This is a genomic window from Pseudomonas sp. TE3-3-F2023 (assembly GCF_036784815.1).
In the GTDB taxonomy this organism is placed as follows: domain Bacteria; phylum Pseudomonadota; class Gammaproteobacteria; order Pseudomonadales; family Pseudomonadaceae; genus Aquipseudomonas; species Aquipseudomonas pudica.
In genome coordinates this window covers 840,995-856,527 of the sequence record NZ_CP145113.1, presented here as the reverse complement: position 1 = coordinate 856,527, position 15,533 = coordinate 840,995, and the positions used below count along the sequence as shown (strand labels likewise).

At 63.6% G+C, this 15,533-nt stretch carries 15 protein-coding genes; 9 read left to right on the top strand and 6 right to left on the bottom strand.

All coding sequences use genetic code 11. The features are described 5' to 3' along the window. Positions 1-8: 8 nt before the first annotated feature. The 3 genes from betC to V3314_RS03845 all read left to right on the top strand — a co-directional run bounded on the left by betC (position 9) and on the right by V3314_RS03845 (position 4,179). Positions 9-1,526, top strand: coding sequence for a choline-sulfatase (betC, locus tag V3314_RS03855; RefSeq protein WP_196187884.1), 1,518 nt, complete (start codon positions 9-11; stop codon positions 1,524-1,526). A gap of 14 nt (positions 1,527-1,540) precedes the next feature. Beyond that, positions 1,541-2,470 carry a choline ABC transporter substrate-binding protein gene (gene choX / locus V3314_RS03850; RefSeq protein WP_196187883.1) on the top strand — a complete coding sequence of 310 codons (930 nt, stop codon included), beginning with the start codon at positions 1,541-1,543 and terminating at the stop codon, positions 2,468-2,470. A 143-nt stretch (positions 2,471-2,613) separates the two neighbouring features. Further along, on the top strand, positions 2,614-4,179 hold the full coding sequence (locus V3314_RS03845; RefSeq protein ID WP_338459934.1) for a SulP family inorganic anion transporter: 1,566 nt from the start codon (positions 2,614-2,616) through the stop codon (positions 4,177-4,179). 138 nt (positions 4,180-4,317) lie between these two features. On the opposite strand, the gene aroE is transcribed toward V3314_RS03845, so the two are convergent. Together aroE and hemF are read right to left on the bottom strand one after the other, a co-directional pair. Next, positions 4,318-5,142 (bottom strand): shikimate dehydrogenase, encoded by an 825-nt coding sequence (aroE, locus tag V3314_RS03840; protein ID WP_046615301.1) that lies wholly within the window; start codon positions 5,140-5,142, stop codon positions 4,318-4,320. A 25-nt stretch (positions 5,143-5,167) separates the two neighbouring features. After that, entirely contained in the window at positions 5,168-6,079 is a 912-nt protein-coding gene (gene hemF / locus V3314_RS03835; protein ID WP_046615302.1) for an oxygen-dependent coproporphyrinogen oxidase, read from the bottom strand. 134 nt (positions 6,080-6,213) lie between these two features. On the opposite strand from hemF, the gene V3314_RS03830 reads away from it, so the two are divergent. Further along, positions 6,214-7,191, top strand: a complete 978-nt coding sequence (locus V3314_RS03830) for an NADPH:quinone reductase (protein ID WP_046615303.1) — start codon at positions 6,214-6,216, stop codon at positions 7,189-7,191. Between the two features lie 263 nt (positions 7,192-7,454). On the opposite strand, the gene V3314_RS03825 is transcribed toward V3314_RS03830, so the two are convergent. Continuing rightward, on the bottom strand, positions 7,455-8,012 hold the full coding sequence (locus tag V3314_RS03825) for an L-threonylcarbamoyladenylate synthase (protein ID WP_196187882.1): 558 nt from the start codon (positions 8,010-8,012) through the stop codon (positions 7,455-7,457). Between the two features lie 42 nt (positions 8,013-8,054). Beyond that, on the bottom strand, positions 8,055-9,152 hold the full coding sequence (gene dprA / locus V3314_RS03820; RefSeq protein ID WP_196187881.1) for a DNA-processing protein DprA: 1,098 nt from the start codon (positions 9,150-9,152) through the stop codon (positions 8,055-8,057). A 207-nt stretch (positions 9,153-9,359) separates the two neighbouring features. Here dprA and def point away from each other — a divergent pair, with 207 nt between their 5' ends. From def to V3314_RS03795, 5 genes are read left to right on the top strand one after another with little or no spacing between them, the layout of a single operon-like run. Beyond that, on the top strand, positions 9,360-9,866 hold the full coding sequence (gene def, locus V3314_RS03815) for a peptide deformylase (RefSeq protein WP_003260000.1): 507 nt from the start codon (positions 9,360-9,362) through the stop codon (positions 9,864-9,866). 60 nt (positions 9,867-9,926) lie between these two features. Continuing rightward, positions 9,927-10,859: a methionyl-tRNA formyltransferase gene (gene fmt, locus V3314_RS03810; RefSeq protein ID WP_338459933.1), complete on the top strand. Its 933-nt coding sequence runs from the start codon at positions 9,927-9,929 to the stop codon at positions 10,857-10,859. Beyond that, positions 10,856-12,166 carry a 16S rRNA (cytosine(967)-C(5))-methyltransferase RsmB gene (gene rsmB, locus V3314_RS03805; RefSeq protein ID WP_025337185.1) on the top strand — a complete coding sequence of 437 codons (1,311 nt, stop codon included), beginning with the start codon at positions 10,856-10,858 and terminating at the stop codon, positions 12,164-12,166. The genes fmt and rsmB overlap by 4 nt, the downstream gene beginning before the upstream one ends. A 23-nt stretch (positions 12,167-12,189) precedes the next feature. Beyond that, positions 12,190-13,563: a Trk system potassium transporter TrkA gene (gene trkA, locus V3314_RS03800; protein WP_013970264.1), complete on the top strand. Its 1,374-nt coding sequence runs from the start codon at positions 12,190-12,192 to the stop codon at positions 13,561-13,563. 11 nt (positions 13,564-13,574) lie between these two features. Continuing rightward, on the top strand, positions 13,575-13,889 hold the full coding sequence (locus V3314_RS03795) for a tetratricopeptide repeat protein (protein ID WP_046615308.1): 315 nt from the start codon (positions 13,575-13,577) through the stop codon (positions 13,887-13,889). A gap of 138 nt (positions 13,890-14,027) precedes the next feature. On the opposite strand, the gene V3314_RS03790 is transcribed toward V3314_RS03795, so the two are convergent. Together V3314_RS03790 and V3314_RS03785 are read right to left on the bottom strand one after the other, a co-directional pair. Further along, positions 14,028-14,915, bottom strand: coding sequence for a lysophospholipid acyltransferase (locus V3314_RS03790; RefSeq protein WP_046615309.1), 888 nt, complete (start codon positions 14,913-14,915; stop codon positions 14,028-14,030). A 41-nt stretch (positions 14,916-14,956) separates the two neighbouring features. Further along, complete coding sequence (locus V3314_RS03785) at positions 14,957-15,508, bottom strand: DNA-3-methyladenine glycosylase I (protein WP_135002151.1); 552 nt, start codon at positions 15,506-15,508, stop codon at positions 14,957-14,959. Positions 15,509-15,533 lie beyond the last annotated feature (25 nt).

The following is a 15,533-nucleotide window of genomic DNA, read 5'->3' as shown; positions in this document are numbered from 1 at the left end:
AAGCCACCATGACGCGCCCGAATATCCTGTTCATCATGGCCGACCAGATGGCCGCGCCCTTGCTGCCGATCTACGCCTCTTCGCCGATCCAGATGCCGCACCTTAGCTGCCTTGCCGAACAGGCGGTGGTGTTCGACTCGGCCTACTGCAACAGCCCGTTGTGCGCGCCGTCGCGCTTCACTCTGGTCAGCGGCCAGTTGCCCAGTCGCATCGGCGCCTACGACAACGCCGCCGACTTCCCCGCCGACGTGCCGACCTACGCCCATTACCTGCGCCGCCTGGGTTACCGCACAGCGCTGTCGGGCAAGATGCACTTCTGCGGCCCGGACCAGTTGCATGGCTACGAAGAACGCCTTACCAGCGATATCTACCCGGCCGATTACGGCTGGGCGGTGAACTGGGATGAACCGGACGTGCGCCCGAGCTGGTATCACAACATGTCCTCGGTGCTGCAGGCCGGCCCATGCGTGCGCACCAACCAGCTGGATTTCGACGAGGAAGTGGTGTTCAAGGCGCGCCAGTACCTGTACGACCATGTGCGTGAAAACGATGGCCGACCCTTCTGCCTGACCGTGTCGATGACCCACCCGCACGACCCGTACACCATCCCCAGGCGCTACTGGGACCGCTACGAGGGTATGGATATCCCCATGCCCCGCAACGATTTCGGCCAGGCAGAACTCGACCCGCACTCGCAACGCCTGCTGAAGGTCTACGACCTGTGGAACAAACCGCTGCCTGTGGACAAAATTCGTGACGCCCGCCGTGCCTACTTTGGCGCCTGCAGCTACATCGACGACAACATCGGCCTGCTGCTGCAGACCCTGGAAGAATGCAACCTGGCCGACGACACCCTGATCGTCTTCTCCGGCGACCACGGCGACATGCTTGGCGAGCGTGGCCTCTGGTACAAGATGCACTGGTTCGAGATGTCGGCACGGGTGCCGTTGCTGGTACACGCGCCAATGCGCTTCGCGCCAGCCCGGGTCAGCGCCTCGGTATCTACCTGCGACCTGCTGCCAACCCTGGTAGAGCTGGCTGGCGGGGCTGTGGATAACCACCTGCACCTGGATGGCCGCTCACTGGTCGGCCACCTGCAAGGGCAGGGCGGCCATGACGAAGTGATTGGCGAATACATGGCCGAAGGCACCGTCGGCCCTCTGATGATGATCCGCCGGGGCCCGTACAAGTTCGTGTACAGCGAAGACGACCCATGCCTACTCTATGACCTGAGCCGCGACCCGCACGAGCGGGAGAATCTCACCGGCAGCCCGGAACACCAGGCGCTGCTGCAGGCATTTGTCGATGAAGCACAGCAACGTTGGGATATCCCCAGCCTGCGCCAGCAGGTTCTTGCCAGCCAGCGGCGGCGCCGCCTGGTGGCCGAGGCGCTGGCCATCGGCAAGCTGAAAAGCTGGGACCACCAACCGCTGGTGGATGCCAGTCAACAGTACATGCGCAACCACATCGATCTCGACGACCTCGAGCGCAAGGCACGTTATCCACAGCCCGCCCCCCTGGATTGAGAAGAGAGGCCGCCATGCACAAGTTCTCTGCAGCCGTGTTCGCCCTGGCCCTGAGCCTGGGTACCGCCACAGCCTACGCCGCCGACAGCGACGCGCAATGCACCACCGTGAAGATGGCCGACCCCGGCTGGAGCGACATCGCCACGACCAACGCCTTGGCCCGCCTGCTTCTGGAAAGCTTGGGCTACCGGGTGAAAATCGACAGCCTGGCCGTGCCAATCATCTACGGTGGCCTCAAGGATGGCCGCGTCGATGCCTTCCTCGGCAACTGGATGCCAGCGCAGCAGGGCTTTCATGACAAATTCATCGAAAATGGCGATGTGCAGCAGCTTTCACGCAACCTGGAAGGAACCGAGTTCACCCTGGCGGTGCCCGACTATGTGTGGAATGCCGGGGTGAAGGATTTCGCCGACTTGCAGAAACACGCCGACCAGTTCGACAAGAAGCTGTACGGGATCGGTTCCGGGGCACCGGCCAACCTGTCGTTGAAGGAAATCATCGACAAGAATGAATTCAACCTCGGCCAGTGGAAGCTGGTGGAGTCCAGCGAGCAGGCGATGCTGGCGCAGGTCGACCGAGCGGTGAAGAAACAACAGTTCATCACCTTCCTCGGCTGGACCCCGCACCCGATGAACGTGAAGCTGAAGATGCATTACCTGAGCGGTGGGGAGAAGTGGTTTGGCAGCAAGGGCGAGGTGTATACCCTGACCCGCAAGGGTTATCCACAAGCCTGCCCGAATGCGGCCAAGCTGCTGGGTAACCTGAAGTTCACGCTGGACATGGAAAACACCATCATGGCCGAAGTTGTGGACAAGAAGATCAGCTTCGATGATGCGGCCAAGGCTTGGCTTAAGGCGCACCCCGAGTTGCTGCAAGGGTGGTTGGCCGGGGTGACGACCAAGGCTGATGGCAATGCGCTGGAGGCCGTCAAAGCCAAACTGTAACCTCACAAGCAAACCTCTATCCCTGTGGGAGCGGGCATGCCCGCGAACACCGGCGAAGCCGGTGCCATCCACCGCGGCGGCTTCTTCGCGGGCGCGCCCGCTCCCACAGGGATTGGTGAAACAGTAAGGAATGTGGATAACCCATGCATCGCCTCACTCACCTGCTGCCCTTCCTCTCATGGCTCCCCCGCCAATCGGGCCGCAGCCTGCGCCAGGACCTGCTGGTAGGCCTGAGCGGTGCAATCCTCGCTCTGCCGCAATCCATCGCCTACGCCCTGATCGCCGGCCTGCCTGCCGAATACGGCCTGTACGCCGCCATCGTTCCAGTACTGATCGCCTGCCTGTGGGGCTCGTCCTGGCACCTGATTTGCGGCCCGACCGCTGCCATCTCCATCGTGCTCTACGCCAGCATCAGCCCGCTGGCCGTGGCCGGCAGCGCCGACTATGTCACCTTGGTGCTGCTGCTGACCTTCCTCGGCGGCATCTTCCAGTTGCTGCTGGGGCTTTTGCGCTTCGGCGCACTGGTCAATTTCGTCTCCCATTCCGTGGTGCTCGGCTTCACCCTGGGCGCCGCTGTCGTCATTGCCCTGGGCCAGTTGCCCAACCTGCTGGGCATGGACCTGCCAAGCCAAGCCACGGCGTTGAAGACCGTGCAGGACCTGGCCAGCCATGCTGGCGAGGTCGACCTGCCTTCCTTGATTCTGGGCCTGGCCACAGTGGTGATCGGCGTAAGCTTCAAGCTCTGGCGCCCACGCTGGCCCAGCCTGTTGATAAGCCTGATTTTGGCGAGCCTGCTGGCCTGGCTGCTGCCTGGGTTCTTTAGCCATGTGCCGCGTGTGCCCGCATTCACCGGCCAGCTGCCTCCCTTCAGCCCGCTGCCCTTGCTGGATGTGGAACTGATCCTGCGCCTGCTGCCCAGCGCCGTGGCAGTGGGCATGCTCGGGCTGGTCACCAGCCTGTCGATCGCCCGCTCGTTGTCAGCACGTTCGGAGCAGTTGATCGACGCAGACCAGGAAATACGCGCACAGGGCCTGTCGAACATCGTCGGTGCGTTCTTCTCCGGTTACCTGTCTTCCGGCTCCTTCACCCGCTCCGGGCTGAGCTACGACGCCGGCGCACGCTCGCCCATGGCCGGGGTATTCTCGGCGCTGTGGGTGGCGGTGTTCGCCGTTGCCGGAGCCGGGCTGATCGCGCACCTGCCGATTCCGGCCATGGCCGGCAGCATCCTGTTGATCTGCTGGGGATTGGTGGACCACCGGGGGATTCGCGCGCTGTTCCGGGTGAGCCGCTCGGAGTTTCTGGTAATGGCACTGACGGCGGCGGCGACCTTGTTGCTGGAATTGCAGACGGCGATCTATGCCGGAGTGCTGGCGTCGCTGTTCTTCTATCTGAAGCGCACCTCACGGCCACGGGTGCAGCAGAGCCGTGAAGGGGAGGCGGATGTGCTACGGGTGGGTGGATCGATCTTCTTTGGTGCGGCGCACTACCTGCAGGTGCGCTTGCAGCGCTGCCAGGGGCCGCATGTGGTGATCGATGCGCGGCAGGTGAACTTCATCGATTACTCGGGTGTGGATATGTTGCACCGCGAGGCGCGGCGGTTGCGGCGGGCGGGGGGGAGCCTGACCCTGCACCGGGCCAGGCCGCAGGTGATCGAGGAATTGCAGAAGCTGGATGGGGTGGAGTTGTGCCCGATCCGGTTTGAGGAGTGAGACTGAGATATTGGGGCTGCTTTGCAGCCCATCGCCGGCAAGCCAGCTCCCACAGGGACAGCGCCGGCCTCAGGCCTTGTGATATCCCTGTGGGAGCTGGCTTGCCGGCGATGGACCGCAAAGCGGTCCCCGGCAATCTCAGCCCCGAGTCAGCTGCCGGCGCAACTCAGCCAACACTGGCGCCGTATCCGGCCGCACCCCACGCCAGATAAAGAACGCCTCAGCCGCCTGCTCAGCCAGCATCCCCAGCCCATCCAGCACCTTGGCCGCCCCCAGCTTCTCGGCCCACTGGCAAAACGGCGTAGGCTCCTTGCCATACATCATGTCGTAGCAAACCGTGCGCCCCGCCTCGACCAGGCTGTCGGCAATCGGCGGCAACTCACCGGCCAGGCTCGCCGAAGTGGCATTGATGATCACATCCACCGGCTCCTGCAACCAGGCAAACCCACTGGCCACCACCGGCCCCAGTTCATCGAACTCACGCGCCAGCTGCTCGGCCTTCTCCACAGTCCGGTTGGCAATCACCAGCGACTGTGGCTTGTGCGCCAGGATAGGCTCCAGCACGCCACGCACCGCGCCACCAGCACCCAGGATCAGAATGCGTTTGCCCGCCAGCTCGACCCCGGCATTCACCGTCAGGTCTCGCACCAGGCCAGCGCCATCGGTGTTGTCGCCCTGCAAGCTGCCATCGGCCAGCTTGCTCAGAGTGTTCACTGCGCCGGCGCGCCGGGCACGCGGGGTCAGGCTGTCGCACAGACGATAGGCCTCCTCCTTGAACGGCACGGTGACATTGCCGCCGCAGCCTTGCTTGAAGAAACCGCGTGCACAATCGCTGAACTCGTCCAGCGGCGCCAGCAGGGTGGCGTATTCCAGATCCTGCCCAGTCTGTTCGGCGAACAGGCGATGGATCAGCGGCGACTTGCTGTGGCCGATGGGGTTACCAAAAACGACGTACTGGTCCATGACGGCTCCTTGGTTATCCACAGGCTCACTGGCCGAGCCAGTCGCGATCCTGCAGGAAATACTCGGTCAAGCGCGCTTCTTCACTGCCAGGCGCGGCCTTCCAGTCGTAGCCCCAGCGCACCTGCGGCGGCAGCGACATGAGGATGGACTCGGTGCGACCACCGGATTGCAAGCCGAACAGGGTGCCACGGTCGTAGACCAGGTTGAATTCCACGTAGCGGCCACGGCGGTATTCCTGGAACTCGCGCTGCTGCGGGGTGTAAGGGGTGTCCTTGCGGCGCTGGACAATTGGCAGGTAGGCGTTGATGTAGGCATCGCCGATGGCGCGGATGAAGGCGAAGCAGGTGTCGAAGTCCCACTCGTTCAGGTCATCGAAGAACAGGCCACCAATGCCGCGTGGCTCGCCACGGTGCTTTAGGTGGAAGTAGCGGTCGCACCAGGCCTTGTAGCGCGGGTACACGTCGGCGCCGAACGGAGCGCAGGCCTGCTCGGCCACACGGTGCCAATGGATGCAGTCTTCTTCATTGCCGTAGTACGGGGTCAGGTCAAATCCGCCGCCGAACCACCATACAGCCTCTTCACCTTCTTTTTCGGCGATGAAGAAACGCACATTGGCATGGGAAGTGGGCACATGCGGGTTGTGCGGGTGGATCACCAGCGACACGCCCAGGGCCTCGAAGCCACGGCCCGCCAGCTCGGGGCGGTGGGCACTGGCCGACGGCGGCAGACCGGCGCCGAACACGTGGGAGAAGTTGACCCCGCCTTTCTCGATCACTTTGCCATCGCCGATCACCCGCGTGCGGCCCCCACCACCGGCTTCGCGCACCCAGGCGTCCTCGACGAAGCGGGCGCCGCCGTCTTCAGCTTCGAGGGCAGAGCAGATGCGGTCTTGCAGGTCGAGCAGGTAGGCTTTCACGGCCTCGGTGCGGCTAGTCATCGGGTCACCAGGAACGGGCAGGGAAGAATTCGCCGCGTAGCATACCACCCCCAGCCCGCGCGCCGCAGTTGACGGCGATCAAGCAAAGGCGTCCGATAGAAGGCCTTTCCCGACCCATACGACAGGAGTGCGAGATGGCCAAGCGTATCCAGTTCAGCCAGCATGGTGGCCCGGAAGTGCTGCAGTTTGTAGAGTTCGAACCTGCCCCGCCAGGACCACAGCAGGTACGTGTGCGTAACCATGCGATCGGCCTGAACTTCATCGATACCTACTTCCGCAGCGGGCTGTATGCACCGCCATCCCTGCCTTCGGGGCTGGGCACTGAAGCGGCTGGCGTGGTCGAGGCCGTGGGCGAGGGCGTGACCCGGCTGAAAGTGGGTGACCGCGTTGCCCATGCCGGCGGCCCGCTGGGCGCGTATAGCGAGGTGCATACGCTGCCGGAAGCAAATCTGGTGAAGCTGCCCGACGACATCAGCTTCGAACAGGCGGCGGCGGTAATGCTCAAGGGTTTGACCGTGCAGTACCTGCTGAAGCAGACCTATGAGGTGAAGGCGGGTGACGTGATCCTGTTCCACGCAGCAGCTGGCGGCGTGGGTTCGTTGGCGTGCCAGTGGGCCAAGGCCTTGGGCGCCAAGCTGATCGGGACCGTGAGCTCTGCCGAGAAGGCCGAGCGGGCCAAGGCGCTGGGGGCGTGGGCGACCATCGACTACAGCCGTGAAGACGTGGCCAAGCGGGTGCTGGAGCTGACCGACGGCAAGAAATGCCCGGTGGTGTATGACGGTGTGGGTGCCGATACCTGGCTGACCTCGCTGGACTGCCTGCAGGCGCGCGGGTTGATGGTGAGCTTTGGCAATGCCTCGGGGGCAGTGAGCGGAGTGAATCTGGGTATCCTGGCGCAGAAGGGCTCGCTGTATGTCACCCGGCCCACGTTGGCGACCTATGCCAACAATGCCGAGAATACCCAGGCCATGGCCGATGACCTGTTCGGGATGATCGGCAGAGGCAAGCTGGTAGTGGATATCCAACAGCGGTATCCGCTCAGCGAGGCGGCCAAGGCACAGGCGGAGCTGTCGGCTCGGCGGACTGTGGGTTCCACAATTTTGCTTCCTTGAGTTCACTCCCTCAGGTACTGCATCGCCGTTGACTACAGCGCTATCCCTTTGGGAGCGGGTTTGCCCGCGCAGAAGACACCGCGGTGCATGGCTGGACAGCCATTCGAGACAAAATCAGAAAAATCTGCGGGGTTCTGGGGCCGCTTTGCGGCCCAATCGCCGGCAAGCCAGCTCCCACACCGACCACGCCGATTTCAAGTCATGTGCAGTACCTGTGGGAGCTGGCTTGCCGGCGATCGAGGGCGAAGCCCTCGCCAGCGGTATCAGCCCGGGCGAACGACTTCGCCAGTCACCAGGTCACGAATCACACTCGGGTTCTTCCTTCCACCCAATGCCCCGCCCAGTACCAGATCCAGCTGCCCATGGAAGTACTGCTCCACCCGCAACCGAGTCTTCGCCGCCGGACGCCCACCCGGGTTGCACGAAGTGGAAATCAACGGCCCCACCAGCGCGCACAGCTCGCGGACAACTGGGTGGTCGCTGACCCGCAGCGCCACGGTGTCATGCTTCCCGGTCACCCACTCGGGCAACAGGTCCTGATGCGGTACCAGCCAGGTATTTGGCCCCGGCCAGGTGCTGCCCATGCGGTCGATCCAGTCTTCGGGGAAATCCTCGAACAAGAAGTCGAACTGGCGGATATTGTCGGCAACCAGGATCAGGCCTTTATCCACAGGCCGCGACTTCAGCGCCAGCAGGCGATACACCGCGTCCTCATTCCACGGGTCACAGCCCAGGCCCCAGACCGCTTCCGTCGGATAGGCGATCACTGCGCCCGCCCGGATCTCACGTGCGGCTTGTTGCACACGAAAACTGCTCACCATTTCTGTTACTCCGCCTATATACCTTGCTTGTGAGCAGTGTACTTAGCCCGCGCGGGCAAACCAACGCCCGGCTTCATTGCTGACCCGGCCTTCCAGCTCCAGTTCGGTCAGCTGCGCCAGCACGTCGGCCAGCGGCAGCTCGCTGCAGTGGGCCAGGCTTTCGCTGGTTTGTGGCGCAGCATGCAGCAGGGCGAGCAGGGGATGGTCGAATTTATCCACAACCGCAGGTGGCAGGTTCTGCCAGCCCTGCAGGCTTTCCAATATTTGCTCCACGCTCTCCACCAGCAGCGCGCCGTCACGGATCAACTGGTGGCAGCCCTTGGCCCCGGGGTGGTGAATGGAGCCCGGTATGGCATACACCTCGCGGCCTTGCTCGGCAGCCAGGCGTGCGGTAATCAGAGAACCACTGGCCAGGCTGGCCTCGACCACCAGCACGCCCAGCGACAGGCCACTGATGATGCGATTGCGCCGCGGGAAGTTGCCGGGCAGCGGCCCGGCATCCAGCGGGTACTCGGAAACCAGCGCGCTACCGTTGTCTATCATCGCTTGCGCAAGCGACTTGTGGCGCTGTGGATAAAGTTTTTGCAACCCTGTACCGAGCACGCCAATCGTGCCCCCATCGGCCTGTAATGCGGCCCGATGAGCGGCACCGTCGATGCCCACAGCCAAGCCGCTGGTAATGGTAAAACCGGCCTGCGCCAAGTAGCGGGAAAATGCCGCAGCGGTGTCGAGCGCCGGGGGTGAAGCACGCCTGCTGCCCACAATTGCCAGCTGTGGGCGCTCGAGCAAGGCCGGGTTGCCAGCGACGAAGAGCAGTGGAGGGGCATCGTCGATTTCCGCCAATAGTGGCGGGTAGCCAGGGCCGTCCCACATCAGTAAATGCTGGCCCGGGCGCTCTAACCAGGCCATTGCGGCCAGTGCACTTTCCCGTACTTCGGCACTGCGCCGTGCATCGATGGTGGCCTGTGGTATGCCCAATGCGCGCCACGCGCCGGCCGGTGCGCACAGTGCCGATGAAGCACTGCCAAAGGCCTCCAGCAAGGTGTTAAAGCGACGCAATCCCGTCTCCGGCAGCCGGTGAAGGCGTAATCTCGCCTCCAGCTCGGCAGGCGGAAGAGGCGACGAATGGTAGGTATGCATGAGGATCATCCTTGATCTAATCGGGGCCATCGACGTGGCACAAACTGTGGATAACTTTGTTGATAACGCTTTGACAACCTGTCCATCGAATGGGCTATAAGCGGCTTTTGAAAACCCTAGCCGAGCTTTGCCAGGTGCTGAAATCCACGTTTCCCTTTATTATGTGTGCTCAGTTTTCAACCGAACGCACAGTGACTGCCTGACCTTATGGCCATCTTGAACATTCTCGAATTCCCGGACCCGCGCCTGCGCACCATCGCCAAGCCGGTGACGGTGTTCGACGACGCCCTGCGTCAGCTGATCGACGACATGTTTGAAACCATGTACGAAGCCCCTGGCATTGGCCTGGCCGCCACCCAGGTCAACGTGCACCAGCAAGTCGTGGTCATGGACCTCAGTGAAGACCGCAGCGAGCCGCGCGTCTTCATCAACCCCACGGTCGAAGAGCTGACCCATGACATGGGCCAGTACCAGGAAGGCTGCCTGTCGGTACCTGGCTTCTACGAGAACGTCGACCGCCCGCTGCGTGTGCGGGTCAAGGCCCAGGACCGTGACGGCAAGCCTTACGAGCTGGAGTGCGAAGGCCTGCTGGCGGTATGCGTGCAGCACGAATTCGATCACCTCAACGGCAAGCTGTTCGTCGACTACCTGTCGCAGCTCAAGCGCGACCGGATCAAGAAAAAGCTGGAAAAGCAGCACCGCCAGCAAGCCTGATCCCCACCTTCCAGAAGGCTTGCTCCGGCAAGCCTTTTTCTTTTTTGAAGCGAGAACTCCATGCGCATCGTCTTTGCAGGCACTCCAGAGTTTGCCGCCGAACACCTCAAGGCCTTGCTCGACAGCCCCTACGAGATCGTGGCCGTCTACACCCAGCCCGACCGCCCGGCCGGGCGCGGCCAGAAACTGATGCCGAGCGCGGTCAAGCAATTGGCTGTGGCCCATGACATCCCAGTGTTTCAGCCGCCGACGCTGCGCAACGCCGAAGCCCAGGCCGAACTGGCCGCGCTGAAGCCGGACCTGATGGTGGTGGTCGCCTATGGCCTGATCCTGCCGCAGGTGGTGCTGGATATCCCGCGCCTGGGCTGCATCAATAGCCATGCCTCCCTGCTGCCACGCTGGCGCGGTGCCGCACCGATCCAGCGCGCCGTGGAAGCCGGCGACGCCGAGAGCGGTGTGACTGTGATGCGTATGGAAGCAGGCCTGGACACCGGCCCGATGCTGCTCAAGGTGGTCACCCCGATCAGCGCCGAAGACACCGGCGGCAGCCTGCACGACCGCTTGGCCGAGATGGGCCCGCCCGCAGTCGTCCAGGCCATCGCCGGCCTGGCCGACGGTTCGCTGCAAGGTGAAGTTCAGGACGATGCCCTGGCCACCTACGCGCACAAGCTGAACAAGGACGAAGCGCGTATCGACTGGAGCCGCCCGGCCGTCGAGTTGGAGCGCCTGATCCGTGCCTTCAACCCGTGGCCGGTTTGCCACAGCACCCTCGATGGCGAAAGCGTTAAAGTGCTGGCCGCCAACTTGTCCAATGCGACAGGTACCCCCGGCGAGATCCTCTCCGCCAGCAAGGACGGCCTGGTGGTCGCCTGCGGTGACCAGGCGCTGAGCCTGACCCGCCTGCAACTGCCCGGCGGCAAGCCGCTGAACTTCAGCGACCTGTTCAACAGCCGTCGCGAGAAATTCGCCAGCGGCAAGGTGCTGGGCCAATGAATCCACGCCTCGCCGCCGCTCGCGCCCTTGCCGCTGTGCTCAGTGGCAAGGCCTCGCTGAACAGCTCGCTGCCGGCGCAACTGGACAAGGTCGATGAACGCGACCGCGGCCTGACCCAGGACCTGGCGTTCGGCACCGCGCGCTGGCAGCCACGCCTCGACCTGCTGGCCGCGCAGCTGCTGCAGAAGCCGTTCAAGGCCGCCGATGCCGATGTGCAGGCGCTGCTACTGGTCGGCCTGTACCAGCTGTTCTACAGCCGAATCCCGGCCCACGCAGCCATCGGTGAGACTGTCGGCTGTGCCGACAAGCTGAAGAAGCCGTGGGCCAAGGGCCTGCTCAATGCCGTGTTGCGCCGCGCTCAACGCGAAGGCGAGGAACTGCTGGCCGGCATGGAGCGCGACCCAGTGGTACGCACCGCCCACCCGCGCTGGCTGCAGAAGTCGCTGAAGGCCTTCTGGCCGGAGCAGTGGGAAGCCATCTGTGCCGCCAACAATGCCCACCCGCCGATGATCCTGCGGGTCAACCGACGCCACCACAGCCGCGATGCCTACCTGGCGCTGCTGGCCGAGGCGGGCATTGGCGCCAGCGCCTGCCAGTACAGCCGTGACGGTATCGTGTTGGCCGAAGCCTGCGATGTGCGCGGCCTGCCAGGCTTTGCCGAAGGCTGGGTGAGCGTGCAGGACGAAGCCGCGCAGCTGTCCGCCGACCTGCTGGAGCTGGCCCCCGGCCAGCGCGTGCTCGACGCCTGCTGCGCACCAGGCGGCAAGACCTGCCACCTGCTGGAAGCCGAAGCCGGCCTGGCTCACGTTGTGGCCATCGACCTCGAAGCCAAGCGCCTGACCCGCGTGCGCGAGAACCTCGACCGCCTGCAACTGGACGCCGAGCTGATCGCCTGCGATGCCCGCGACACCGCCAGCTGGTGGGACGGCAAGCCGTTCCAGCGCATCCTGCTCGACGCACCGTGCTCGGCCACCGGCGTGATCCGCCGTCACCCGGACATCAAGCTGACCCGTCAGGCCGACGACATCCCGGCCCTGGCCACGCTGCAAGGCGAGCTGCTCGATGCCCTGTGGCCGACCCTGGAAGTGGGCGGCATGCTGCTGTACGCCACCTGCTCCAGCCTGCCGACCGAGAACACCGAAGTGATCGATGCCTTCCTCGCCCGCACCCCAGGTGCCCGTGAGCTGGATCTGGCCACCGAAGCCGGCCTGCGCCAACCCCACGGCCGCCAGTTGCTGGCCCAGGAGGGCGGCCACGACGGTTTCTACTATGCCAAGCTGATCAAGATCGCCGCCTCGCGCGGATAAGAACAAAGGGTAGGGAGTAGCGGATGAAGATCATCATCCTCGGCGCAGGCCAGGTAGGCGGTACGCTGGCGGAGCATCTGGCCAGCGAAGCCAACGACATCACCGTGGTCGACACTGACGGCGACCGCCTGCGCGACCTGGGCGACCGCCTGGACATCCGCACCGTGCAAGGCCGCGGCTCGCTGCCTACGGTGCTGCGCCAGGCCGGTGCCGACGACGCCGACATGCTGGTGGCGGTAACCAACAGTGACGAAACCAACATGGTCGCCTGCCAGGTGGCATATTCGCTGTTCCACACCCCGACCAAGATCGCCCGGGTGCGCGAGTCGGCCTACCTGACCCGCGAAGAGCTGTTTGATAACGACCATATCCCGGTCGATGTGCTGATCAGCCCCGAGCAGGTGGTGACCAACTACATCAAGCGCCTGATCGAGCACCCAGGCTCCCTGCAGGTGATCGACTTCGCTGAAGGCAAGGCCCAGCTGGTGGCAGTGAAGGCGTACTACGGCGGCCCGCTGGTAGGCCAGCAACTGCGCCAGATCCGCGCGCATATGCCCAACGTCGACACCCGTGTTGCGGCCATCTTCCGCCGCGACCGCCCGATCACCCCGCGGGGCGACACGGTTATCGAAGCAGACGACGAAGTGTTCTTCATCGCCGCGAAGAAGGACATCCGCGCGGTTATGGGTGAGCTGCGCCGTATCGACGAAACCAACAAGCGTGTGGTCATCGCCGGTGGCGGGCAGATCGGTGAACGCCTGGCCGAGGCCATCGAAAGCCGCTACCAGGTGAAGATCATCGAGATGAGCCCGGCCCGTTGCCGGCATCTCTCCGACACCCTGGAAAGCACCGTGGTGCTGCAGGGCAGCGCCTCGGACAAGGACCTGATGCTGGAGGAGAACATCGCCGACGCCGATATCTTCCTGGCCCTGACCAACGACGACGAGGCCAACATCATGTCGTCGCTGCTGGCCAAGCGCCTGGGAGCGCGCAAGGTGATGACCATCATCAACAACCCAGCCTATGTCGACCTGGTGCAGGGTGGCGATATCGACATCGCCATCAGCCCGCAGCTGGCCACCATCGGTACCCTGCTGGCGCACGTGCGCCGAGGCGATATCGTCAGCGTGCACTCGCTGCGCCGTGGCGCTGCCGAAGCTATCGAAGCAGTGGCGCACGGGGATTCGAAGTCGAGCAAGGTGGTCGGCAAGGCGATCGAAGACATCGCCTTGCCGCCGGGTACTACCATCGGTGCGATCATTCGTGACGAAGAGGTGATGATTGCCCACGACGACACCATGATCGAATCGGGCGACCATGTGATCCTGTTCGTTGTGGATAAAAAGCATATTCGGGATGTGGAGAAGCTGTTCCACGTTGGCTTGAGTTTCTTCTAGGAGCACGAGGCATGCGCGAATCGCTGGAGAAGATGCTGGCCAAGGGTGTGGATAACCCGCTGCTGAGGTTCGGGCTGGGCAAGGCCTGGCTGGACGAAGGCAATGGCGCTGAAGCGGCGGTGCATCTGGCACGCTGCGTGGAACAGGACCCGAAGTACTCGGCAGCGTGGAAGCTGCTGGGCAAGGCGCATCAGTTGCAGGGGGACCTGGCGGCGGCGCGCAAGGCCTGGGAGGAGGGGATCGTGGCGGCGCAAGCCCATGGGGACAAGCAGGCCGAAAAAGAGATGACCGTGTTTCTGAAGAAGCTCGACAAAATCTCAAGCTGACGCGGTCTCTGTGGGAGCGGGTTCACCCGCGAATGCGTCGGTGAAGCCAACATTGCATTCGCGGGTAACGCGCTCCCACAAGGTCCCTGCTACCACAGGCAGAAGTGCATTCAGCCTACTGGAAGAGCAATGGATAACTCAGTACCAGCGCGCCTCGCCAGCCGGGCGCTTCTTGAAGCGCTTCATGCTCCACATGTACTGGCTCGGGTACTCGCGCACATAGCGCTCGACCACTTTGCTCATCGCCGCTGCCGACACGGTCACGTCGGTGCTGTACATCTCTTCCGGCGCCGCCTCCAGAAACACCTTGAACCCCGAGCCATCCGGCAGCCGCAGGGCATGCAGGAACACCCCCACCGCTTTGCCCCCTGCCAGCATGTTCGGCACGAACTTGCTGGTCAGCGCCTGGGTTCCCAGGAACGGCACGAATACCCCCGCCGACTCCGCCGGCTCCGGGTCGGCTGGAATACCCACCTGGCCACCACGGCGCACTTCCTTGATCACACTGAGGATGCCTTCCTTGGTCGAAGGCGCCACGCGGTTGCCCATCTGCACCCGCTGCTCGCGCAGCAGGTCATCCACCGCCTTCAGCTTCGGCGGGCGGTAGAAGATGATCGGTTTGCACTGGTTGCAGTAGAAGTGGTTCAGCACTTCCCAGTTGCCCAGGTGGCTGGTGATGCCGACCACGCCCTTGCCCGAGGCCAAGGCCTGCTCCAGCACTTCCAGGCCGTGCACTTCCTTGACCAGCTCCAGCGAGCGCTGCGGCGGCCAGATCCAGGCACAGGCACTTTCGACGAAGGATTTACCGATATCCTTCAACGCGCGGCCAACCAGCTGCTCGCGCTCAGCAGGGTTCATCTCCGGGAAGCACTTGGCCAGGTTGATGCGCACGACATTGCGCGAGCCGTTGGGGATCTTCCACATCAGCCAGCCGATACCGGCGCCAACGCGCTGCACAGCGCCCCAGGGCAGCTTGGCAAACAGACGCAGCACCCCGACCATCAGGGCGCCCTTGAACTTTTCCACAGGCGAATTCCTTATTTCAGCAAGGCGCGCATTGTAACCCCTCAGCGCAACAAGGCGGCGTAGCGATCGCAATCGGTGGTGTGGTCCATGACCATGCCGGTCGCCTGCATGAAGGCATAGCAGATGGTCGGGCCAACGAACGTGAAGCCGGCTTTCTGCAGGGCTTTGCTCATCGCCTTGGCTTCATCGGTAACCGCTGGCACCTCGCTGCGGCCCCTGAAGTGGTTGATCTTCGGCGCACCACCGACGAATGACCAGAGCCAGTCGGCCGGGTTGTCCAAAGCCAGCCACGCCTGAGCATTGCGCCTGGCAGCCTTGAGCTTGAGGCGGTTGCGGATGATGCCGGCATCCTGCATCAGCTCCTCGATGCGTTCGTCGCTCATGACGGCGAGTTTCACCGGATCGAAGCCGTGCATCACCTCGCGATAACGCTCGCGTTTACGCAATACGGTGATCCACGACAGCCCTGCCTGGAACCCTTCGAGCAAAAGCATCTCGAACAGCAACGCCGGGTCACGCTGGGGCGTTCCCCATTCCTGGTCATGGTAGGCCTGGTACAACGGATCGTCGGTACACCAAAAGCAGCGTGGCATAAGGCTCCAATGAGTAGAGGGCGAG